The 20,689-nt window shown below is 66.6% G+C and carries 26 protein-coding genes; 13 read left to right on the plus strand and 13 right to left on the minus strand.

The window, feature by feature from the left end; all coding sequences use genetic code 11:
• The first annotated feature begins 11 nt into the window (after positions 1–11).
• The 4 genes from ACR9FL_RS08430 to ACR9FL_RS08445 all read left to right on the plus strand — a co-directional run bounded on the left by ACR9FL_RS08430 (position 12) and on the right by ACR9FL_RS08445 (position 2,279).
• Complete coding sequence (locus tag ACR9FL_RS08430; RefSeq protein ID WP_207821776.1) at positions 12–248, plus strand: DUF5961 family protein; 237 nt, start codon at positions 12–14, stop codon at positions 246–248.
• Positions 249–340: 92 nt separating this feature from the next.
• Positions 341–1,201, plus strand: coding sequence for a Ku protein (locus tag ACR9FL_RS08435; RefSeq protein WP_296172016.1), 861 nt, complete (start codon positions 341–343; stop codon positions 1,199–1,201).
• A 125-nt stretch (positions 1,202–1,326) separates the two neighbouring features.
• Positions 1,327–1,533, plus strand: a complete 207-nt coding sequence (locus ACR9FL_RS08440; protein ID WP_225910225.1) for a hypothetical protein — start codon at positions 1,327–1,329, stop codon at positions 1,531–1,533.
• A 269-nt stretch (positions 1,534–1,802) separates the two neighbouring features.
• Complete coding sequence (locus tag ACR9FL_RS08445; RefSeq protein ID WP_296172015.1) at positions 1,803–2,279, plus strand: hypothetical protein; 477 nt, start codon at positions 1,803–1,805, stop codon at positions 2,277–2,279.
• 232 nt (positions 2,280–2,511) lie between these two features.
• On the opposite strand, the gene ACR9FL_RS08450 is transcribed toward ACR9FL_RS08445, so the two are convergent.
• Complete coding sequence (locus tag ACR9FL_RS08450; RefSeq protein ID WP_296172014.1) at positions 2,512–2,991, minus strand: thermonuclease family protein; 480 nt, start codon at positions 2,989–2,991, stop codon at positions 2,512–2,514.
• 148 nt (positions 2,992–3,139) lie between these two features.
• On the opposite strand from ACR9FL_RS08450, the gene ACR9FL_RS08455 reads away from it, so the two are divergent.
• The 3 genes from ACR9FL_RS08455 to ACR9FL_RS08465 all read left to right on the plus strand — a co-directional run bounded on the left by ACR9FL_RS08455 (position 3,140) and on the right by ACR9FL_RS08465 (position 4,402).
• On the plus strand, positions 3,140–3,739 hold the full coding sequence (locus tag ACR9FL_RS08455; RefSeq protein WP_436357982.1) for a JAB domain-containing protein: 600 nt from the start codon (positions 3,140–3,142) through the stop codon (positions 3,737–3,739).
• Positions 3,736–4,008, plus strand: coding sequence for a hypothetical protein (locus tag ACR9FL_RS08460; protein WP_314428910.1), 273 nt, complete (start codon positions 3,736–3,738; stop codon positions 4,006–4,008). The genes ACR9FL_RS08455 and ACR9FL_RS08460 overlap by 4 nt, the downstream gene beginning before the upstream one ends.
• Before the next feature lie 73 nt (positions 4,009–4,081).
• Positions 4,082–4,402, plus strand: a complete 321-nt coding sequence (locus tag ACR9FL_RS08465; protein ID WP_436358133.1) for a helix-turn-helix transcriptional regulator — start codon at positions 4,082–4,084, stop codon at positions 4,400–4,402.
• Between the two features lie 250 nt (positions 4,403–4,652).
• Here ACR9FL_RS08465 and ACR9FL_RS08470 read toward each other — a convergent pair whose 3' ends face one another.
• From ACR9FL_RS08470 to ACR9FL_RS08500, 7 genes are all read right to left on the minus strand, one after another.
• Positions 4,653–6,050 carry an amidohydrolase family protein gene (locus tag ACR9FL_RS08470; protein WP_436357983.1) on the minus strand — a complete coding sequence of 466 codons (1,398 nt, stop codon included), beginning with the start codon at positions 6,048–6,050 and terminating at the stop codon, positions 4,653–4,655.
• A gap of 39 nt (positions 6,051–6,089) precedes the next feature.
• Positions 6,090–6,881, minus strand: coding sequence for a MerR family transcriptional regulator (locus ACR9FL_RS08475; RefSeq protein WP_436357984.1), 792 nt, complete (start codon positions 6,879–6,881; stop codon positions 6,090–6,092).
• A gap of 254 nt (positions 6,882–7,135) precedes the next feature.
• Positions 7,136–7,882, minus strand: a complete 747-nt coding sequence (gene arsH, locus ACR9FL_RS08480) for an arsenical resistance protein ArsH (protein ID WP_296174417.1) — start codon at positions 7,880–7,882, stop codon at positions 7,136–7,138.
• On the minus strand, positions 7,879–8,319 hold the full coding sequence (arsN2, locus tag ACR9FL_RS08485; protein WP_207821721.1) for an arsenic resistance N-acetyltransferase ArsN2: 441 nt from the start codon (positions 8,317–8,319) through the stop codon (positions 7,879–7,881). Before arsN2 ends, arsH begins: the two co-directional genes overlap by 4 nt.
• A complete protein-coding gene (arsB, locus tag ACR9FL_RS08490; protein ID WP_296174420.1) occupies positions 8,316–9,401 on the minus strand; it encodes an ACR3 family arsenite efflux transporter in 1,086 nt (361 codons plus the stop codon). Before arsB ends, arsN2 begins: the two co-directional genes overlap by 4 nt.
• On the minus strand, positions 9,401–9,823 hold the full coding sequence (gene arsC, locus ACR9FL_RS08495; RefSeq protein WP_207821717.1) for an arsenate reductase (glutaredoxin): 423 nt from the start codon (positions 9,821–9,823) through the stop codon (positions 9,401–9,403). The genes arsB and arsC overlap by 1 nt, the downstream gene beginning before the upstream one ends.
• A 7-nt stretch (positions 9,824–9,830) precedes the next feature.
• Complete coding sequence (locus ACR9FL_RS08500) at positions 9,831–10,166, minus strand: ArsR/SmtB family transcription factor (protein ID WP_207821715.1); 336 nt, start codon at positions 10,164–10,166, stop codon at positions 9,831–9,833.
• A gap of 429 nt (positions 10,167–10,595) precedes the next feature.
• On the opposite strand from ACR9FL_RS08500, the gene ACR9FL_RS08505 reads away from it, so the two are divergent.
• Complete coding sequence (locus ACR9FL_RS08505; protein ID WP_105564496.1) at positions 10,596–11,006, plus strand: DUF2177 family protein; 411 nt, start codon at positions 10,596–10,598, stop codon at positions 11,004–11,006.
• On the opposite strand, the gene ACR9FL_RS08510 is transcribed toward ACR9FL_RS08505, so the two are convergent.
• The 3 genes from ACR9FL_RS08510 to ACR9FL_RS08520 are packed head-to-tail and all read right to left on the minus strand — an operon-like array spanning position 11,003 to position 13,142.
• Positions 11,003–11,806: a DUF1295 domain-containing protein gene (locus tag ACR9FL_RS08510; RefSeq protein WP_105564497.1), complete on the minus strand. Its 804-nt coding sequence runs from the start codon at positions 11,804–11,806 to the stop codon at positions 11,003–11,005. The two genes, ACR9FL_RS08505 and ACR9FL_RS08510, sit on opposite strands and share 4 nt — an antisense overlap.
• The gene (locus ACR9FL_RS08515; protein WP_296174428.1) at positions 11,803–12,441 is read right to left on the minus strand and encodes a cadmium/peroxide/UV radiation responsive anti-sigma factor ChrR; all 639 of its coding nucleotides are present in this window, start codon (positions 12,439–12,441) and stop codon (positions 11,803–11,805) included. The genes ACR9FL_RS08510 and ACR9FL_RS08515 overlap by 4 nt, the downstream gene beginning before the upstream one ends.
• Positions 12,438–13,142, minus strand: a complete 705-nt coding sequence (locus ACR9FL_RS08520; protein WP_436357985.1) for a sigma-70 family RNA polymerase sigma factor — start codon at positions 13,140–13,142, stop codon at positions 12,438–12,440. Before ACR9FL_RS08520 ends, ACR9FL_RS08515 begins: the two co-directional genes overlap by 4 nt.
• On the opposite strand from ACR9FL_RS08520, the gene ACR9FL_RS08525 reads away from it, so the two are divergent.
• From ACR9FL_RS08525 to ACR9FL_RS08545, 5 genes are read left to right on the plus strand one after another with little or no spacing between them, the layout of a single operon-like run.
• The gene (locus tag ACR9FL_RS08525) at positions 13,141–14,466 is read left to right on the plus strand and encodes an NAD(P)/FAD-dependent oxidoreductase (RefSeq protein ID WP_105564500.1); all 1,326 of its coding nucleotides are present in this window, start codon (positions 13,141–13,143) and stop codon (positions 14,464–14,466) included. The two genes, ACR9FL_RS08520 and ACR9FL_RS08525, sit on opposite strands and share 2 nt — an antisense overlap.
• Positions 14,463–15,266, plus strand: a complete 804-nt coding sequence (locus ACR9FL_RS08530) for a DUF1365 domain-containing protein (RefSeq protein WP_105564501.1) — start codon at positions 14,463–14,465, stop codon at positions 15,264–15,266. Before ACR9FL_RS08525 ends, ACR9FL_RS08530 begins: the two co-directional genes overlap by 4 nt.
• Before the next feature lie 53 nt (positions 15,267–15,319).
• A complete protein-coding gene (locus ACR9FL_RS08535) occupies positions 15,320–16,543 on the plus strand; it encodes a class I SAM-dependent methyltransferase (RefSeq protein ID WP_428980001.1) in 1,224 nt (407 codons plus the stop codon).
• Positions 16,544–16,563: 20 nt separating this feature from the next.
• Positions 16,564–16,746, plus strand: coding sequence for a lipocalin family protein (locus ACR9FL_RS08540; RefSeq protein WP_105564503.1), 183 nt, complete (start codon positions 16,564–16,566; stop codon positions 16,744–16,746).
• Positions 16,747–16,798: 52 nt separating this feature from the next.
• Positions 16,799–17,599 (plus strand): DUF3313 family protein, encoded by an 801-nt coding sequence (locus tag ACR9FL_RS08545; protein ID WP_436357986.1) that lies wholly within the window; start codon positions 16,799–16,801, stop codon positions 17,597–17,599.
• 228 nt (positions 17,600–17,827) lie between these two features.
• On the opposite strand, the gene ACR9FL_RS08550 is transcribed toward ACR9FL_RS08545, so the two are convergent.
• Both ACR9FL_RS08550 and ACR9FL_RS08555 read right to left on the minus strand, forming a co-directional pair.
• Positions 17,828–19,363, minus strand: a complete 1,536-nt coding sequence (locus ACR9FL_RS08550; RefSeq protein ID WP_314428913.1) for a tyrosine-type recombinase/integrase — start codon at positions 19,361–19,363, stop codon at positions 17,828–17,830.
• 303 nt (positions 19,364–19,666) lie between these two features.
• The gene (locus tag ACR9FL_RS08555; RefSeq protein ID WP_436357987.1) at positions 19,667–20,689 is read right to left on the minus strand and encodes a DUF2891 domain-containing protein; all 1,023 of its coding nucleotides are present in this window, start codon (positions 20,687–20,689) and stop codon (positions 19,667–19,669) included.

Genomic DNA, 20,689 nt, shown 5'->3' on the forward strand with positions numbered 1-20,689 from the left:
GAGGAGAGCCCATGATCGAAGCTGAACAGCATCGCTATTTCGCCTATGCCGAGGGCGTGGGACGGGCCCACGGACATGTCATCGAGGCGCCGAGCTTCGAGGCCGCCGCCGTCGGATACACGGAAATCTACGCGCCGCCCGTGGACGCCGACGATGAGATCCGGGTTTTCGTGGCCGAGCTGGACGGCGGACGGGAACACTGCTTCGTCATCGACCTTGGCGACGGTCAGGCCGAACCCTGCGGCTGATGCGGGCGGGTCCGCCAGCCTGACGGAGCAAATCCCGGGGGACGGTGTTGAATCCGCGGCGGCGGGCGTGAGGTCCGCCAGGAGTTCGGATCATGGCCTTTCGCCCCACCTGGCAGGGACACCTGCGTCTGTCTCTCGTGACCTGCCCGGTCGCCCTCTATACGGCCGCCAATTCCGGCGGCGAGGTTCATTTCAACCTCATCAATCCGGAGACCAATAACCGCATCCGCATGGTGACGACGGATCCCGACACCGGGCCCGTCGAGCGGTCTTCCCTGGTCAAGGGCTACGCCGTCGCCAAGGACGAATACATTCTGCTCACCGACGAGGAGATCAAGTCGGTCAAGCTCGAGAGCACCAAGACGATCGATATCGAACGGTTCGTCCCCGCCGACGAGATTGATCGGCTTTACTGGGACAATCCCTATTATGTCGCCCCCGCCGGGGCGATCGCCGAGGAAGCCTTCGGCGTGATCCGTGAGGCCATGCGGTCGGAAGGCAAGATCGCCCTGGGCCGGGTGGTCCTGTCGACACGCGAGCGCCTTCTGGCGCTGGAGCCCCGTGACCAGGGGATTCTGGCCTATTCCCTGCGCACCCGAGGCGAGGTGCGGGACACCCGGGACGTCTTTGGCGCCATATCGGACAAACAACCCGATCCCGCCATGATCGATATCGCCCGGCGCATCATCGAGCAGCAGGCCGGGCCCTTTGATCCGGACCTGTTCGTCGACCGCTACGAAGAGGCGCTCAAGGCCCTGATCGCGGCCAAGCAGAAGGGCCAAAAGCCGGTGCGCTCGGCCGAGCCGGAAGACACCAATGTCGTGGACCTCATGGCCGCCCTTCGCGCCAGCCTCCAGGGGGCGGCTCCAAGGACCAAGGGACGCGGCCGGACGCCCAAGTCGGCCGCACCGGCCAAGACGTCTCGTGCCTCGCCTCGCCGACGCGCCAGTTGAGGGAGCAGGGGCCCTCCCATCCAGTCACGCCGGACGGGCGGTATTTCGTCGTCCGGGGGCGCCTTTGGCGATGCTCGAACCCGTCTCTCGCCGCCGAAGCGCGGCGGGGCCTCGTAGGGGACCTGATGCGCGCCCGCAGGGCGGTCAGGGACGCTCTGCGGGCCGGGGATGAACAGGCCCTGGCGCTCGCTCGAAGCGAGGTGGATGGGGCCAAGGTTTCACTGGGCGAAAGGGGGCCGCCCTGGTGGAGCGACGGCGCGCCTGACGTCAATCGCCGCCTGGCGCGCAACACCGCCTACGCGGCCTGGTTCGCCGGACTGAAGGACGGATGAGGGACGCAGCTTCAGGCGGACTGGCCCATGCCGTCGGGTCCTGCCCTTTTGCGCGACCCTGGACCCGGCTTCGTCGACATGGCCTCAAGGCCTCGGAGGGCCGCAGGGCGTGCGCCTGGTCTCCAGGTCGATCATCCCGCCGCCCGGAGGAAGCAGCGGCCGTCAGCGGCCTTTGCCAGGCTGTTTCGACAGGGCGGGAGCCTCGCATTGATAAGCGGAACCATTGCTTCGGCCGCGTGGTTTGAGCCGGGGCAACGAGGAGAAAGACCATGGACGAGCTCAAGAGATCTGATCCCAACGCCATCCCGCCGACCGGCCCTTCCGGCCGTCGCGTCGAAGAACGGATCATCGTTGAACGCGAGAGCAACGTGGCCCTGTGGTGGGTTGTGGGCATCCTTCTCGCCGCCGTTGTATTCGGTCTGATCTATGTCCTGACCCGTCCCGACGGAGGGATGACCGAAGCGGACCTTCGCACCGCCCAGGCGGAGGCCGCCGCCGAAAGCGCCCGCCAGAGCGCTGAGACCGCCATCGCCCAGAACCAAATCAACAGCAGCCGCGACAGCGTAGCGATCGCGCAGGCGCAAAGCGCCACGGCCCGTTCGGAAGCGCTCCGCGCCGCAGCAGAGGCTCGCGTGGCCGAAGCCCGGGCGGCGCCGCCGGTGGTGGTCGAGCGTCCTGCTCCGTCCACGCCGCCAGCGAACGATCCCGCCGTCGTGACCAGCACCACCCCCCAGCCGCAAAACTGACCCGGCAAGCTGCGGGGGCTCGCCAATAACCGTGCCTCCGCTCATTGGCCCTGGCCGGCTCGGCGCCGTCAGGGTTCTGGCCTGAAGTTCGCAAGGCGGCCGGCCGTTGGGGCGGGCGAGACTTCGGCGGCCAGGGGGCAGGTGTCTGGTTCGGGCGTCGGCGCCCGTGTCATGCTCTGACCACTGGGGCGGAATGTCTCGCCTCGCGCCCGTGGCGCCGCTCAATCTTCATTCAGCCTCTGCAGAGCGGGCGCTGTCTGTTGAACTTGTCCCAGATCACGGTGGTTCCGCTGCGCACCATGGCGCAGTTGATCTCTTCGCCGTCCGCTCTTCGGCATATGGCCGTGATGCGCCTGTAGCTTCGGCCGGTCACCTCGCAGGTCAGGCTCTTTCCCGCCACGAGTCGGTTCAGGGCGGCGGTCGCAGATGCGCCGCTGGCCGACGGGCAGGGATGCCCCGGCGAACAGGTCTCATCCGCTTCCCTGGCCGCGACGGCGTGAAGCCTGACCCTTGTGCCGTCCTTGCAGCGCAGGGTGTCGCCATCGTTCACATGGGCCACGTCGCAGACGAAGGCCGTCTCCGACGAAGCCAGCGGGAGGGCGGCCGGCGACGAGAGGGGCTCCGTAGCGTCCGCCACGGGCCGGTTTATGAGGACCAGGACGGCGATCGCCCCGATCAGCGTCGTCATGGCGAGGGCGCGCAGGCCGCGCATGCGAGGACCGGTGCGTCGGCAGGGTTTCCGTCTCATGGGGAGGGAGTCTAGGGGCGCCAGGTTTAGGCTCCGTGAGCGAGCCGCCAAAAGGGAAAGGAAGGGGGGGCCGGGGTGCTCCGATCCGGAGCGTGCACCCCAGGAGCCCGCCGTGTCGCCATCCCCTTCCGCTCTCCGACCGTCCTTGTCGCCGGACGCGACCATCGACGACGATATCGACCTGCTGGCCGGCCTGATTGGGCGAAGCCTGCGCCCGCCCGCGGCGAGGAACGCCGCCGCGAGCCTGATCGACGCCTTTGGCGGCCTGGCCGGAGTCGCTGCGGCCGACGAGGCGGCCCTGCGCCGTGGGGGGCTTGCGAAGGCGGCGGTCGCAGACCTGGGGCGTGTCCGGGCCTTAGGGATCGCCATGGCGCGGGAGGAGGCCTGCCAAAGGCCGGTCCTGTCGTCATGGTCCGCCCTGGTCGCCTATCTGCGCGCCGCCTTGGCCCATGCGCCGAGGGAGCAGTTTCGCACCCTCTATCTCGACAAGCGCAACATTCTCATCCGAGCGGAATGGCGGGCTGACGGCACCGTGGATCATGCCCCCGTCTATAACGCCGGGCCTGGTCGGGTGGCGCGCCTCGGGCGCGTGCCCGACATCGCCGAGACCCGCGCCTACGTCGAGACCGTGATCGCCTGCTACCTGGCGCTCGCCGCCGGGCGCGAGGTGCGCTCGTCGCGGGCCTGTCGAAGCCCGGAGGGCGGAGGATGACCGAGGTTCCGGACCTGGGATCGCCCGAAGGCGACGGCGACCTGCTCACGCGCAAGGAGGCCTCGGCCTACCTGGCGCAGTTCGGGGTGCGGCTGAAGCCGGCCACCCTGGCGCGGCTCTGGTCGGTCGGCGGCGATGGTCCGCCCTGTCGGCACGTCCGGGCCAGGCCCTATTACCCCAGGGGGATGCTACGGGACTGGGCGCTTTCCCAGATCTCCGAGGTGCGAAGCGGGGCGCCGGCGGCCGCCCAGGCGCGTCGTCGTGGCTGAGCAAGGCCAGGGCGATGCGGCGGCGGTCGGCGGGCCGCAGGACCGCCTGCTGGCCTGGGCGATCGTGCACGACATGACGGGTCTGAGCCGGTCGACAGCCTGGCGCCTGCAGCAGACGGGCGCCTTCCCGCATCCCGTCGCGCTTTCGCCGGGTCGTGTCGGCTGGTGGGAAAGCGAGCTGACGGCCTGGAAGCGGGCGCGGCCGCCAGGGCGTTTGCGCGCGCCCGCACGGCCCCGACTTCCAGGCACAGGGCCTCGCGCTAGGCGAACGCCTGGGGAGGCGCCCGCTGCGGTCCCCTCGTTGGAGCCGTCCGAGTCTCCCTTGCGCGTGTCGCCGGTGCAGGTTCGCAAGCGCCGTCCGGTGCATCCGGATCAGATTGATTTCGGCTTTTGAGAGGGGCCAACCCAGGCGAGGATCAACCATTGGCTCGTACGTCAGCCGCAGTCGGTTTCGTTCAATGGTGTGCCAGGGATCATGCCTCGTTTCCTGATGTCCGCAGCGGATCGATTGCCTTGGGCTGGGTGGCGAGAATCGACGTTGGCCTCGAGGCCGGAGCGCGGACGTCCCCAACGTCAGCTATGGGTGGGAAGCGGAACCCTGACCTGCTCTCCACCAAGGGGACCCGAATGTGGACATCAGCTGTTCATTGCACCGCTGCGCGCTTCAGCTCGTCAGGCAGATGCATACGTCCGTTTTCTACGACGGCGACGACCCGCGACAGGGCGTGGATGTCGAGAGACGGATCGGCCTCGAGAAACAGTATGTCGGCCTCCAACCCGACCGCTAGACGCCCGGTGCGATCCTCCATCTTCAGCGAGCGGGCGGCGTTGCTGGTCGCCATCGCCAGCACGTCCCAGGTCGGTACGCCAGCTTCGACGTGCAAGGCCGCCTCGCGGGCCAGACTGACGCCGGGCGATACGAAAGGGTTATTCATGTCAGTGCCGAGGGTCAGGGGCACGCCCGCTTCGTGCAGCATGCGAACAAGGCGTTCCACCTTGGGCCAGACGGCTTTCGCCCGGGCATAGTCTTCCGGTTCCCAGCCCAGATCGAAACGGAAGGCCGTGCGCCAATTCTCCACCATGCCGGGATCGGCCCAGTCTACATCCTTCTCGCGATAGGCAAGGTCGTCGCCGTTGAAGGCGAGGCTGAAGGCGATCAGGGTCGCGTCCACCGAAACCTTCCCGTCCGCCAGTGTCCGGATCATGGCTTGGATTTCGGGGCCGTCGAGATCGGCCTGCTCATACCACTCGAAGAAACCGTAGGCTCCGGGCCGACGCTCGGCCAAATAGCTGGCGCGTCTGTTGGCCGGCAGCAGATCCGGTGAAATCGGCATGGCGTGGACCAGAGAGTCGACGCCCAACTCAACCGCCTTTGTCCAGCTGACGTCGCCCAGGTGGGCAATGACAGGCACGTCAGCAGCATGCGCGGCGGCGATCCCCGCCGCCAGGTCCTCAGGGGTGAGGGCCTCGTACAGCTTGACGTAGTCCACGCCGGCCGCCGCCTGCGCCTTCACGAGGTCGGCCACGCCATGCACGTCATCAACGCGATCGACCAAGCCGGTCACGGGAAAGGCGGAGCGGTCGATCACCGCCCCCGCAATCCGAGCTTCCGGCCCCCTCAGTCGTCCTTGGGCGACTGCTTCGCGATAGGCGATCATGCGCGCCGTATCTCCGCCCGTGTCCCGGATCGTCGTCACCCCGGCCGCCAGCAGCATCAGGGCGTCATGACGGGTGATGGCGTCGTTTCCCGCCACTACCAGACTGACCTCGCCGTCCTCGTCGATCTTTGGCGCCACGGGCCCCAGGGTAATGTGGGCGTGGGTATCGAACAGGCCCGGCATGGCGAAGCGACCTCTCATGTCGGAGCGTATCGCCCCGATGTAGCGCTCCGGGACCAGGCCCTCGCCCATCGCTTCGATGCGTTCGCCGCGCACGACGATGTAGTGATCCGGCAGCCGGCGCTGCGTCACAGGATCGAGGATGGTGACGCCGGTATAGACGGTCGCGTCGGCAGCAAGGACAGGCGACGCCGCGCCGAACATCAGGACAGCGGCGAGAATCAGGGACTTGGTTCGCAAGGGTCAGACCTTTTGTGAGGGAGCGCCCCGCCGCTCAACGGCGTCGCGCAGGAATGTCAGGGCGTCTTTCAGGGTCGGGTCCGCCATCATGCGGACGGCGACACGACGCAGCGCGTCGGCTTGGCCTGTGTTCGCGGCGGGCAAGTCGAGCGCATCGGCCAGGGATAGCCAACGTTCAGCCAAGGCTTGGGCTCGACGTGATCCCGGCCCGCCTTCCGCTGCGGCGATGACGGCTTCAGCCAGCAGGTCGCGAATGCTTGCCTCAGTGGCTGGGTCAGCCCGGCATCCGTCGATGACGGCTTCGACAGCCGCCTGCTCTTCCCCGTCCAGCGTCGCCGCCTGGATGGCGGTCCGCACGTCAGTCAGCCCCAAGGCTGGCGCGGGCGCCAAGTCGCGCGCCAGCTCCAGCAACAGCGCATCCGTTATCCGCCCCTCGTTCACCAGTTGGTCCCGCGCCTGCTGAACCCGCTTCAGTTGATCGCGAGCGGCGCGTATATTCGTCGCCAAGTGCAGGGCCTGAAGCTCCATGATCCGGCCGATAGCCATATCGTCCCGATTGAGTACTTCTGCGATCTGCTTGAGCGACAGGCCCAGCGCCTTAAGCGCCAGAACCTGATGCAGGCGCGCGACGTGCTCGGGCCCATACAGACGCCACCCGCCCGCGCGCCGATCCGGCGTCAGCAGGCCAGCTTTCTCATAGACCCGAAGCGCCTTGATCGACGTGTTGGCCTCGCGCGCCAGTTCGCCAGGTCCCAGCCAGCGCGACCTGGTCGGTGATGAAGAGGTACTCGACATGAGGCCACCTTGGGACCGGCCCCAAGGTCCGGTGCAAGAGCCCAGCCCGCTTCATTTCCCTTGTATATCTAACCTGCGACGTTGCGCCTCAGCGTCAAAGGGGCAGTCGGCGGCGTCCGAACTGCTGCCATGAGTCATGGTCGGGACCTTCTGGGACATCCGTCTCAACGACCGCAATGGGTCGGCTTGCGAATTAGGCATCGTGCTTGAAAGCAGACTCCCGGCAGGCGTTGTCCTTGTGACTGCTCATGGCGCTAAGCCGACCGGATCGCGATGGCGGACAGGTCGTTAGCTGCGTCGATCGGTACGCCTGAAGCTTTCCGTTCGGAATAGCGGTCCACCAACTGCCCGGCATGGGCGCGGGTCAGGATGGTGAAGCGCACCAGTTCCTCCATGACGTCGACGATGCGGTCGTAGTAGCTGGACGGCTTCATTCGGCCGTCGTCGTCGAACTCCATGAAGGCTTTTGCCACGCTGGATTGGTTGGGGATGGTGATCATCCGCATCCAACGGCCGAGCAGGCGCAGCGTGTTGACCGCGTTGAAGCTCTGCGAGCCGCCCGACACCTGCATGACCGCCAGGGTGCGGCCCTGGGTCGGGCGCATGCCGCTCATGTTGAGCGGCAGGTGATCGATCTGAAGCTTCATGATCCCGGAGATCTGGCCGTGGCGCTCGGGGCTGCTCCAGACCATGCCTTCGGACCACAGGGCATGTTCGCGCAGTTCGTGGACGGCGGGATGGTCGTCGTAGTCGACTTGATCCGTCAGCGGCAGGTCGGAGGGATCGAAGATACGCGTCTCGCAGCCCATGAAGCGCAGAAGGCGGGCGGCTTCCTCGACGCAGAGGCGGGAAAAGGACCGATCCCGGAGCGAGCCGTAGAGCAGCAGGATACGCGGCGGATGATCGTTCAGGCCGAGGCCCAGCGCCGGACGGTTCGACAGGTAAGCCGGGTCCAGCGCGGGCAGGTGATCGGGATCGGGCAGGGCGCGAAGACGGGTCATTGGGTAGGCAACTCCTTGAACATGAATGCTGCCGAAGCCGGACACAGGGCGCTAAACTGCCTGGAGGCGGCGATGGCGGTCGGCGCGGCTGATCGGGGCAGGACTACGTAGCCCTGTCGCTGGAAGAAGGCGGTCGCCGTGGTCGTGAGCAGGTAGAGGGTGGTCGCCTTCTGCTCGGCCGCGCTGGCTTCCAGCCATGAGAGGACTTCCGCGCCCAGATCACAGCCGCGACGGGCGTCGACGACGACCATGGAGCGGATCAGGGCGTCGTGGCCGATCTGCTCTAGTCCGCCGTAGCCGATCAGTCCGGCATCGTCCTCGAAGCGGTAGAAACGACGGCCGGGTTGTTGGAGGTCATCCGTGGGCAAGCCTGCGGCTTCCAGTACGGCGATCAGGTCTGGGGTAGGTTCGGGGAGGGGCGTGGCTTTGAAGGTCATCGACAGACATCCTTCGGCGCGGTCGCTGGGAAATAGCGGCGGCCCAGCCACAGGGCGACCGAGACCAGCAGGATCAGCACCGGGACCTCGACCAGCGGGCCGATGACGGCGGCGAAGGCGACCGGCGAGGCCAGTCCGAAAGCCGCGATGGCGACGGCGATCGCCAGTTCGAAATTGTTGGATGCGGCGGTGAAGGCCAGGGCCGTGGCGCGCGGATAGTCCGCCTCGATCAGCCGCCCCATCAGGAAGCTGACCAGGAACATGACGAAAAAGTAGATCGTCAGGGGGATGGCGATGCGCAGGGCGTCCAGCGGCAGGGCGACCACCTCGCCGCCCTTCAGGCTGAACATGGCGACGATGGTGAACAACAGGGCGATCAGGGTGATCGGCGCGATGCGCGGCAGGAAGCGCGTCTCGTACCAGTCGTTCCCCTTCCTCGCGACCAGAGTCCGACGGGTCAGGAAGCCGCCGAGGAAGGGCAGGCCCAGATAGACCAGGACGGCCCCGGCGATGGTCCAGACGCTGACGTCGACCACGCTGGTCTCTAGCCCGAACATCGGCGGCAGAACGGTCAGGAACAGCCAGGCGTAGAGGCTGAAGAATGCGATCTGGAAGATCGAGTTGAAGGCGACCAGGCCCGCCACATACTGATTGTCGCCGCGCGCCAACTGGTTCCAGACCAGCACCATGGCGATGCAGCGGGCCAGACCGATCAGGATGACGCCGGTCATGTATTCCGGCTGATCATGTAGGAAGATGACCGCCAGCGCGAACATCAGCACCGGCCCCAGCACCCAGTTCTGGAACAGGGACAGGGCGAGCACGCGCCTGTCCGCGAAGACGCGCGGCAGTTCCTCGTACTTCACCCGCGCCAGCGGTGGATACATCATCAGGATCAGGCCGATGGCGATGGGGATGTTGGTCGTTCCGACCGACAGGCCGTCGATCCAGGCGGGAAGGCCCGGCACGACCGCACCCAGCAGCACGCCCAACGCCATGGCGGCGAAAATCCAAAGTGTCAGCCAGCGGTCGAGGAAGGACAGGCGGCGGTTCGGCTGCTCAGAGATTGCGGCGTCGACCATCAGCGGACCCTCCGGCCCTCAGCGTCGATGACGACTTCGCCGTCCTCCTTGGTGAAGGGCTTGAGCCCCTCCGCCGGCAGAATGTTGAGGACCGCCTCCGACGGCCGGCACAATTGCACCCCCAGCGGCGACACGACGATCGGGCGGTTCAGCAGGGTCGGATGGGCCTCGATGGCGTCGAGAAGCTGGTCATCCGTCAGGCCGGGATCGCCGAGGCCCAGTTCAGCGAAGGGCGTACCTTTCTCGCGCAGAAGGCTGCGCAGCGGAACGCCCATGCGCTTGACCAGCCCCGTGATCATGGCGCGGCTGGGCGGCGTCTTCAGGTACTCGATGACGTGCGGCTCGATCCCGACGTGGCGGATCAGGGCCAGGGCGTTGCGCGACGTCCCGCAGGCGGGGTTGTGATAGATGACGACGTCCATGACAGCCTCAGGCGCGGCAGGGGGTGAGTTCGGCCAGCAGCGGCTCGCACAGTTCAGCGCGGCCCTGGCAGCAGTCCTTGAGCAGGAACAGGACCAGCGCCTGGAGGCGATCGAGGTCCGCCCGGTAGATGATCGACCGACTACGGCGCTCCGAACTGATCAGACCTGCGCGGGACAGAACCCCGAGGTGCGACGACATGGTGTTAGCCGGCACGGCGAGGGCATCCGCGATCTCGCCGGCGGGCAGGCCTTCGGGCTCATGCCGGACCAGCAGGCGGAAGGTCTCAAGCCGCGTAGGCTGCGCCAGGGCGGCGAGGGCGAGAATGGCGGGTTCTGATTCCATAATTCCAATATAATGGAATTAATGCCGTCGTCAACTAAACCCGCAAGAAGGCCCGCTTGCATCCTGCCTGCCGATGTCGCTCATGGCTCTGAAGAGACTGATTTCCCTTCGCAAGATTCCGAGACCCTTTTCCGGGTGGAGCGCTCTCGGAAACGGTTGAGCAAGGAGGAATTTGTCGTTCGAGTGCTTCGTTGAGCAAGTGTCAGTTCGAAGTGTCGCCGTCGATATGGTTGGTCGCTCCATCTATCTTCGTCTGACTAGCTTCGGTGTTTCGCCGGGACCTAGCCGGCCGGCACGGTCGCCTCAGCGCGGTTTCGTCGACGACGTGCCCCCGGCGCTGACGCGTGTATCGACCTGCGGGATCGAAAGCTCGGGGCATCCGGCGCGGCGCGCCGTTCGTATAGGATTAGGAGCTGATGGAGCTGCGCCATGAATATCGCGATCGCCTACCTTCTGACCCTGGTCGCCTTCGCTGTGATCGACACGGCCTGGCTCGGGAGCATGGGGGATCGGCTATACCGCCCGTTGATCGGGTCAATGCTGGCTGACAACTTCAGGCTCGCGCCCGCCATCGCTTTTTATGCGCTCTATGCTGGCGGTCTCACCCTGTTCGCCGTCCTGCCTGGATTGGCCGAGGGCGGCTGGAAGAAGGCGTTGATCTGGGGCGGGTTGTTCGGCCTCTTCGCCTACGGAACCTATGACCTGACCAATCTGGCCACGCTGAAGACCTGGAGCCTGAAGCTGTCGCTGATCGACATGGCCTGGGGCGTGTGTGTCAGCGCCGGGGCGTCGTCGATAGCGTGCGCATTGGCGATGCGATTGCTTCGAACGCCTGTCTAGCGCCGGGGCGGTCGCGGGAAGAAGGCGCTGGTGCGGGCGACGTAGGCGGCGAAGGCTTCGGGGCGTGAGCGGCGCATATGGGCCTCCAGCAGCGGCACGCCCGATACCCGCGTCAGCAGCCAGTAGATATAGACAGGCCCGCTCAACGCCAACCAACCCCAGGGCCAGGCGCCGCTGAGTTCGATGGCGAACACCGGCCAGGCGCACCAGCTCAGCCATTCAAAGAAGTAGTTAGGGTGCCGCGACCAGCCCCAGAGGCCGACGTCGCAGACCTGCCCGCGATGGGCGGGATCAGCCTTGAAGGCCGCGAGTTGGCGGTCCGCGATGGTTTCGCCGAGCAGGGCGGACGCGAACATCAGGCCGGCCAGGCCGTCCTGCAAGGTCAGGCCCGGCGTCGGATTGCGCGCCGCCAGCAGGATGCTGAGCACCAGAAAGGCCGCGGCCCCGGCCTGCAACATGAGGAAACCAAACATCCTGGGCTGGAAGCTCGCGCCCCATTGGTCGCGCAGGTGGGCGTAACGCGGATCCTCGCTCTCATGAGCCGCGCGGGCGGCGATGTGCAGACCCAGCCGCAAGCCCCAAAGGCAGATCAACGCGGATGTCAGCCATTGGCGCGCGGATGGCGCTGCGTCGTCTATCGGAAACAGGGCGACGCCGACCCCCGCCGCGCCCAGACCCAGCGACCAGAAGGCGTCGGCCCAGCCGCCTTGGCCGGTGCGACGCTGGACAAGCCATGCAGCGGTCATCACGGCCACCATGAACAGCGCCGCCGCGCCCCAGAGCGGCAGCAGTCGGATCATAGCCGCACGAAGGGCTGCATCAGTCGGCCCAGCCATCCTTCGAGCTGGATCTGGCCGTCCAGGGCGACGACGCAGAGGCAAGGGCCGTCCGACACCACGCGCGGCTGGTGCAGAACCTCGGGGTCGGCTTCTTCCAGATCGCCGACGTCGAAGCGTTCGGTCTCGGTGGCGTAGGCGCCGGACAGGACGCAGGTCAGCTCGACCCCGCCGTGGGTGTGGCGCGGCGTTTCGCGCCCCGGACCGATCTCCAGCAGGATGACGCGGCAGTCGCCGTCGCGCGGAGCGTGGACGTCGCGCACTCGCAATCCCGGACCGATCCAGCGCCACCGACCCAGGGCGTAGCGGCGCAAGGGTTCGGGCAGTTCGGGCATGTCGTTGAGCGGCGCCGGGGCCTTTACCTCGCCCGCGCCGGTGTCGATCCGCGCCATGGCCCGCGCCAGGGCGTCGTCTGCCATGGGGGTGGGCGCGGCTTCGCTCAGGAACTCGCCGCCCACGGCCTGTAGCTGGCGCACCCAGGCGTCGTTGGCGGGGCGCAGGGCCAGATGCGCGGCGACCACCACGGCCTCGGGCGGGCTGAGGTTCCCCGCGGCATAGGCGAGGAGGCGTTCCTCGGAGGGGTTGCGAAGAGCCTTCATCGGGCGGCCTCCTCGGACGGTTCGAGGATCAGGCGCAGTTTGATCATGGCGTTGCGGATACGGGATTTGACGGTGCCCAGCGGCAGGTCGAGTTGGCGGGCGATTTCGGAATGGGGGCTGTCCATGAAGAAGGCGAGGCGCAGCACCTCGACTTGATCGGGTTTGAGCCGCGACAGGGCGTCGCGAACCCGCTCGGCGTCTTCGGACAGCACCAGAAGGTCGTCAGGTCGTTCGACCGTCTGTTCCGTCAGTTCGATCTCGGGGACGGGCAGGGGGCGGGCGTCGCGGCGCAGCATATCGAGCCGCCGGTTGCGGGCGATGGTGAAGATCCACGTGGCGGCCCGCGCCTTGCGCGCATCGAACAGGTCGGCCTTGCGCCAGACCGTCAGCATGGCGTCCTGGGCGAAGTCTTCGGCCGCGCCGGGCGTGGCGCCTGACTTGATCAGCCAGGCCTTCAGGCGGGGGGCAAAATAGCTGAACAGTTGGGCGAAGGCCTCGCGGTCGCGTCTCAGCGCCACGGCCTCGATCAGCCGGTCATGCACGAACGGATCGGGCGAGAGCGCGTCCAGGCTCATGCCGGACGCCCGCCGCGCAGGGGATGTGAATGACGAAGCCTCGGCATGCATGAAGCCTAATACGCTTCGTGGAAATGTCTGGATCATTCGCAATCCGATCGCGGCGCCGGTGCGTAATCGGGACATGTCCTATCCTGCCGCTGACAGTTTGAAGATCGCCGTGATCGGCTCGGGCGTGGCCGCCCTGTCGTCGGCCTGGCTGCTGTCGCAGCGCCATAGAGTGACGATCTATGAAAAGGCGGACCGTCTGGGCGGTCATTCCAACACGGTGACGGCGGGCGTGGCGACGGGGGTTGTGCCGGTCGACACCGGCTTTATCTGCTTCAACGACGCCACCTATCCCAACCTGATCGCCTTGTTCGCGCATCTGGGGGTCGAGACCCGCGCGACCGATATGTCGTTTGCCGTGTCGCTGGACGGCGGACGGTTCGAGTACGCCGCGCCCGGCCTGTTCGCCCAGCGCCGCAACGTCCTGCGTCCGCGCTTCTGGTCCATGCTGGGCGAGATCATGCGCTTCTATCGCGAAGCGCCGATCGATCTGGGCGACCTGACCGATCCCAATCTGACCCTGGGCGCCTATCTGAAGCGCGAGGGGTTCAGCGAGGCCTTTCGCGATGATCACCTGCTGCCGATGGCGGCGGCGATCTGGTCGTCGCCGGCGCATACGCTGATGGACTATCCTGCGGAGGCCTTCATCCGGTTCTGCGGCAACCACGGCTTGTTGAAACTGGTCGGACGCCCGCTGTGGCGCACTGTCGAGGGCGGCAGCCGGGTCTATGTCGAGCGCCTGGCGCATGAAATCGATGACGTGCGGCTGAACCACGGGGTGACAGGGGTGCGGCGCACGGATCAAGGCGTCATGGTCCACGACAGTGAGGGCGGCGTCGAGCGCTTCGACCATGTCGTCATCGGCGCCCATGCCGATCAGGCTCTGGCCATGCTGGCCGAGCCGACCGCGCGCGAGAAGGAGGTGCTGGGCGCCTTCCGCTACAGCCGCAACCTGACCGTCCTGCATACGGACGCGGGTCTGATGCCGCAACGCCGCCGCGCCTGGGCCAGTTGGAACTATATCGGGGCCGACGAGGGCCTGTGCGTGACCTACTGGATGAACAAGCTGCAAGGGCTGCCGGGTCAGGACCTGTTCGTCACCCTGAATCCGCCGCGCCCGCCCAGGCCGGACAGTCTGCTGCGCAGCGAGCTGTACGAGCACCCCATCTTCAACTCCGCCGCCATTCAGGCGCAGAAGCAGTTGTGGAGCCTACAAGGGCAGGGCGGCGTCTGGTTCTGCGGCGCCCACTTCGGCGCGGGCTTTCATGAGGACGGCCTGCAATCGGGTCTGGCCGTGGCCGAGCAACTGGGCGGCGTGCGGCGGCCGTGGTCGGTCCAGAACGAGAGCGGCCGCATTCATCTGTCGCCCGCCGCATCGAAGGTCGTGGAGCAGGCCGCGTGACCCAGGCCTCAGCCCTCTATCGCGGCGACGTCATGCACAGGAGGCTGCGGCCCCGGGCGCATCAGTTGAACTATCGCGTCTTCTGGCTGCTGCTCGATCTGGCCGAAATCGACGGGCTGGACCGACATCTTCGCCTGTTCTCGCGCAATCGGTTCAACCTGCTCTCCTTTCATGATCGTGATCACGGCGACGGGTCGGGAACGGCGCTGCGCCTTCAGATCGAAGACTTCCTCGCGCGCGCCGGGGTCGACATCGGCGACGGGCCGATCCGTCTGCTGACCATGCCGCGTGTACTCGGCTACGTCTTCAACCCGATCAGCCTCTACTACTGCCATCAGGCCGATGGCCGGCTGGCGGCCATGGTCTATGAGGTGACCAGCACCTTTGGCGTGCGCCACGCCTACGTCATCCCGGTGCGGAGCGAGGATCAGGCGGCGGGTCTGATCCGTCAGGGCGCGGCCAAGGCCCTCTATGTCTCGCCATTCATGGGCATGGAGATGGACTATGCGTTTCGCGGCCATACACCCGGAGAGAAGCTGGATCTGACGATTGACGGTCTGGACGCCGAGGGTGTCCTGATCACCGCCGCCATGTCCGGCGAACGACGACCGCTGCAGGACGGACAGTTGTGGGCGGCGGCGCTGGCCTTGCCGCTGATGACCTTCAAGATCATGGCCGCCATTCATTGGGAGGCGCTGAAGCTGTGGCTCAAGGGCGTGCGTCTGACCAGACAGCCGCCTCCAGCCCGGGAACCTTTCACGATCCAGCGACGGGCACGTGAGAGCCGTCTTGCGCGTTGATCTTTGGAAATCCCCGGGGCGCGCCGTCCTCCGCGCAAGAGTCGTCTGATCTCATGACCACCACCTTCTATGGCGAACGTAACGACAGGCGGACGGCGTCTCCGGTTTTCGCCCTGGTTATGCGCCTGCTATCCGCCAACTGGACCTGGGGGCGGTTGACCCTCGTCCTGCCCGACGGCGCTCGCCATCAGTTGACAGGCAGTGACCCCGGCCACGCCGCGGTCCTGACCATCCGCGACCCTCGGTTCGCCGCGCGCGTGCTGAAAAGCGGGGATATCGGCTTTGCAGAAGGCTACATGGCGGGCGAGTGGGACACCCCCGATCTGGCGATCCTGCTGGAGACCCTGGTCAACAACTACGACCACATCCGGCGCTTGTTCGACGGCAATCCGGTGATGAACTTGGTCAACTGGTTCGGGCATCGGTTGAACCGGAACAGTCGACGCGGCTCGCGCCGGAACATCCACGCCCACTACGACCTCGGCAACGCCTTCTACGGGGCCTGGCTGGACCCCTCGATGACCTATTCGTCCGCGCGGTATGAAGGGGCGGGGCAGTCCCTACAGGACGCACAGCGCGCCAAATACGCCTCTTTGGTGAGGATGATGGACCTGCAACCGGGGCATAGCGTGCTTGAAATCGGCTGCGGCTGGGGCGGTTTCGCCGAGTTCGCGGCGCGCGAGGTCGGGGCGGTCGTCACCGGCGTCACCATCTCGCGAGAGCAACATGACTATGCGCGCCGTCGCCTGTTCGAGGCTGGGCTGGCCGACCGTGCCGACATCCGGCTGATCGACTATCGCGATGTGGAGGGCCGGTTCGACCGCGTCGCCTCGATCGAGATGTTCGAGGCGGTCGGGCGCGAGTACTGGCCGACCTATTTCCAGAAGGTCCATGAGGTGCTGACGCCCGGCGGCCGCGCGGGCCTGCAAATCATCACCATTCAGGACGACCTGTTCGACGAGTATGACGCGCGTACAGACTTCATCCAGAAGTATGTTTTCCCCGGAGGCTGCCTGCCGTCCGAAGCGCGGATGGCGCCTGACATCTCCAGCGCGGGCCTGGTCGAGGCGGGGATCGTGCGTTTCGGCGGCGACTACGCCGAGACCCTCGCCGAATGGGCCCGACGCTTCGAAAGCGCCTGGGGCGAGATCGTCAGGACGGAGGCGAGCTTCGATGACCGCTTCCATCGCCTCTGGCGCTTCTACCTCGCCTACTGCGAGGCCGGCTTCCGGTCGGGCCGTACCGATGTGATCCAGATGGCCCTGCAGCGCGCCTGATCCTCAACCGTGGATTCCCGATGGCTTTGAGACGCGCGTCCATTCTCCTCGTCGTCGCGGCCGGCGAGCCGTCCGGCCGGTATCTGTGGCTGATGAGCCGGACGGCGAACCCCTCGGATGCGGTCAAGGCGACCATCATGACCCGCACGGCCGCGATCGGCTATGATCTCGCCCTCGTGCGCGAGACCCGGCATCTGCCGTAAATCTGATCACTCAATCCGTGCGTATTCCTCCGCAGAAGAGGGAGACACGAGGATGGCCGGCAAGGGGTTTCGCGGGATGGGGGCGGCGGTTCTGGCCATGGCCACGGGAGCCTGCGCCAGCGGCGCCGCGCCGTCGCACACTGGCTTTCTGACGACCTATGAAGGCCTGGCGCCCAGAACGGACGTGGTGCGCGCCTCGGTCTCGCAGCGGCGGGAAGAGGCCTTGGCTTCCAGCATCACCCGGCTATGGGTGGCGCCCGCCGAGGTCTTCGGCGTCAAGGATCCAGTGCTTTCTGATGACGACCGGCGCGCGGTGATGAACGAGGTGGATCGGCAGCTCTGCTACGAATTGAGCGAGCGGTTCGAGATTTTGGATCAACCCGATCCCCAGGCCGGAACGGTGCGCGTCGGCGTTACCTATATTCGGCCGACGCATCAGGCCGGCTCGGCGGCGGCTGCCGTCGCCAACTTCTTCATCCCCGGTCCGATCAAGGTGAGGGCGCCCGGCGGCACGGGCGGCCTCGGCGCGGAGGCCGAGCTGCTGGCGCCGGACGGTCGCCAGGCCGCCGCCATTGTCTGGCGGCGCGACGCCATGGTGGTGGGCACCGATAGGCCGTCGCTGTCGCGCATCGGCGATGCTCATCAACTGGCGGAGCCCCTGGGCGACATGGTAGGCGACGCCCTTGCGCCCAGTGACCGTGCGTTGCGCCCGAGACCTGACCTGGATCCCTGTCGGCGGTTCGGTCCGCGCGTACGGGTCGAAGGGATCCTCGCCGGCATCGCCACGGGCCTGTACGAACCCGGTCTGAGCGGCGGGCGGCGGGCTCCTGAAAGCGAAGCGGACAGCGACTGATCGTGTGGCTCATCAGGAGCAGCCCGGGTGAGCCCGCGCTCCTGGAAGGAGGCTGGCCGCCGCGGACAGTTGCGGGATGCCTTTGACTCAGGCGGCGACGCCGAAAGGGCGGCCACTGCCTGCTGTGACGGCCATGGCGAGCGTGCCCCAGAAACCACGCGTCACAGATCAGCCGGTGGGCGCCTGATCGGGGTCTGGCCGAACGTCCCCAGGTTTCGATTTCACCGTTCAGCCAAAGCCGTTGATCCACGCCTCCAGCTCCGACCAGTCATTGCGGCTGGCGAGGTCCAGGCCGACGGCTGACAGTAAATCGAGGTGGGTCTGTGATACCGAGCCCTCCCGACTAGCCGCCATGCACATCGTCAGCACCGCCTGCTGCGCCCTGCCGTCAGCGCAGAGCGCGAGTGCACGGACCTTGGCCGCCGCCAGGTCCTCGGTTCGACTGGGAGCAACGGCCTCGTCGGCAACCAAAGCAGAAGCTGCATCGGATCGCGTTCCGGTAAGGTGCTCCGACCATTTGACGAGAGCGCAGCGCTTCTCCGGTATATAGGTGTGACGGTCGTAGACGGCGGTGACTGCGGCGCCGTCTTTTGGCGTATGGCCGAGAACGAGCCCGACGATGAAACGGGTGACGCCGTAGCGCCCCGTCAAGGTGGTCGCACCCGTTCGTCGGACATCGTGAGGCGATCGGAGCGGTAGTTTTCTACGCTCGAAGATGCGGGAAAAGGTTCGCGTGATCGCCTGCTCGTCAATGCATTGATCGGCGACGCGCGGGGAGGGGAAAACGAAGGGGCTGTCGGGATCGAGCGCAAACGCCGCCGCAAGCACGGACAGAGCCTGAGGGCTCAACGGGACGACGTGCTGATGATTGGCCTTGGCCCGGTTGGCCGGGATCACCCAGAGCGCGGCGTCCAGGTCGAACTCTGACTTGCGCGCACCCGCGACTTCATTGCGGCGCGTCAGGGTGAGCATGAGCAACTGGATGGCGAGCGCCATCACGGGCTCCGGCCGTGCTGCAAGGCCGATGTTGAGGTAGCCCGGCGGCCGCGGCTGTACGCCGTCCCGCGCAATGTCCCAGACCAGCCGCAGTCCGGCGTCGTCCAGCATCCGGTCGCGGGAAACCAGGCCCAAAGGTCGAGCAAGCCCGACCACGGGGTTGGCGTCGACCATCTCTTCCTGAACACAGAAGGCCATGACGCTGTGAAGAAGCCCGCCAATCGAAGCCGCGCTGGCGGCGGAGAGGCGCCGCTCGGTCACGAGCGAACGCATGAAGGTCTTGACCTCCGCGCGCTTCAAATCGCGTGGCGCCGTCGTGCCGAGGGAAGACGAGATGTGACGCTTCCAAAGGTGGCGCTCGTTGGCGATCGTTCGAGGGCGTTTAGGTCTTCGGCGGCCGCCATGCAGACCTAACTCCGCTGCAGCCCAGTAGGTCTGCGCGACTTCGTCCAAAGTGTCCTGCGGCGGAGCGGGCAGTTGGGCGGCGGCGCGCGCCGCCACGGGGTCGACGCCCTTGAGAAGTTCCAACCTGAGTTCCGTCGCCTTTTGCCGGGCGTCGGCGAGCGACACCTCCGGATAGTCGCCGAGGATCACACGCCGTCGAGGTCCGTCTTTGATCGCGAATCGCACCTCGAACTGCCTCAGGCCCGACGGCCATACTCTGACGCTGAGGCCTCGCGCGCCAGAAACCCGGCGCTCGAATCGACACTCGAGCGGCTTTAGGCCGGCGATCTGGCGATCGGTCGTGATGATGACCTGGGTTGGCATCGCAGCAGCGTCCTGAGCAAATCAGACGCCGCCAGCCTACCATCTAGGGGGGCAATAGGGGGGCAGTTGGTGCAAGATTCGATGCAAACCGGTGCACAGGCGTGCAAATGCCAACTTCAATATATTCAGGAACTTAGGACTATATTGTAATGCGATGAAACACCCTGAAATGGCATTCGGGGCGATTTACACCGAGAGGGTCGGCGGTTCGAACCCGTCGCCGCCTACCATTTTACTTCGGCGCTGAAGGCTCCTTGCCAGCCCGTATCGCGCCTTCTTTTCTGCCCGCTGAGCGCGCAACCCTCACTCGAGCGTGATCAAGGCCAGCAGGGCGAAACTGGCGAGCCAGTGCTCGCCCATGTAGTCGCCGGTCACATGGGGCAGGGCGGCTTCAAGGTGGACCCCCGCCGCCTGTGCTCCGACCGTGCGGCGGGGGTCTTGGGCCGGCAGGGCGGCGATGATCTCGCGCCAGCACCAGCCACGGCTCAGATTCAGGCCGTCCAGGTGCGCGATCTTGCCGTCGGTGCGGTCGCTGACGCGGGCCGGAGACAGGAGCGTCGCGGGATGGCCGTCGCCCAAACGGGGCAGGAAGGCGTCGAACCAGGTCTGGAAATCGGACGCTGGCAAGACGCGCCGCATCAGCACGGCCTCCATCAACGCCGGCGACAGGAACTCGTCCTGCGACGGTTCCCAGGCCTGACAGTCGCGGTCCCCGGCGTGCCAGCGCAGGGCGGCGTCGCGGCAGGCGGCGGCCAGATCGGCGTCGTGGGCCTCGGCGTAGTCCAGCGTCAGCCGCAGGGCGAAGGCGGTGTTGTAGTGAGTTCCCGTTCGCACGGGGTAATCCGCCAGCGGCAGGAAGGTCTTGAACCTCTCGGCGAAGACCTGGGCCAGGGGCCGGAGGGTCTCGGCCCAGCGACGGCCCTCGTCGGTGTCGTGGCGTTCCAGTTCGGCGGCCAGCATCAGCAGCCAGGCCCAGCCATAGGGCCGCTCGAACCCCCGGCTTTCAGGGCGGGCCAGATAGGCGGCCTCGCCCGCGACGTTCTGCGGCGTGAACAGGTCGTCGGCCAGAGTGCGGATGGCGGACGCCTCGGCCATGTCGGGATGCAGGCGATAGAGGGTGAACAGGGTCCACCAGCCGTGGACGCAGGAGTGCCAGTCGAAGCTGCCGAAGAAGATCGGATGCATGTCGCGCGGCGTGCGGGCGTCCTGCGGTCCCGTCAGCACATGCATGATGTGGTTGGGATATTCCCGCGTCACATGGCCCAGGGCCGTGGCGGCGAAGCGGGAGGCCAAGTCAGCATTGGGGGCAGCGTCGATCTGGGTCAT

The sequence above is a fragment of the Brevundimonas sp. CEF1 genome (assembly GCF_051353055.1).
GTDB lineage: Bacteria > Pseudomonadota > Alphaproteobacteria > Caulobacterales > Caulobacteraceae > Brevundimonas.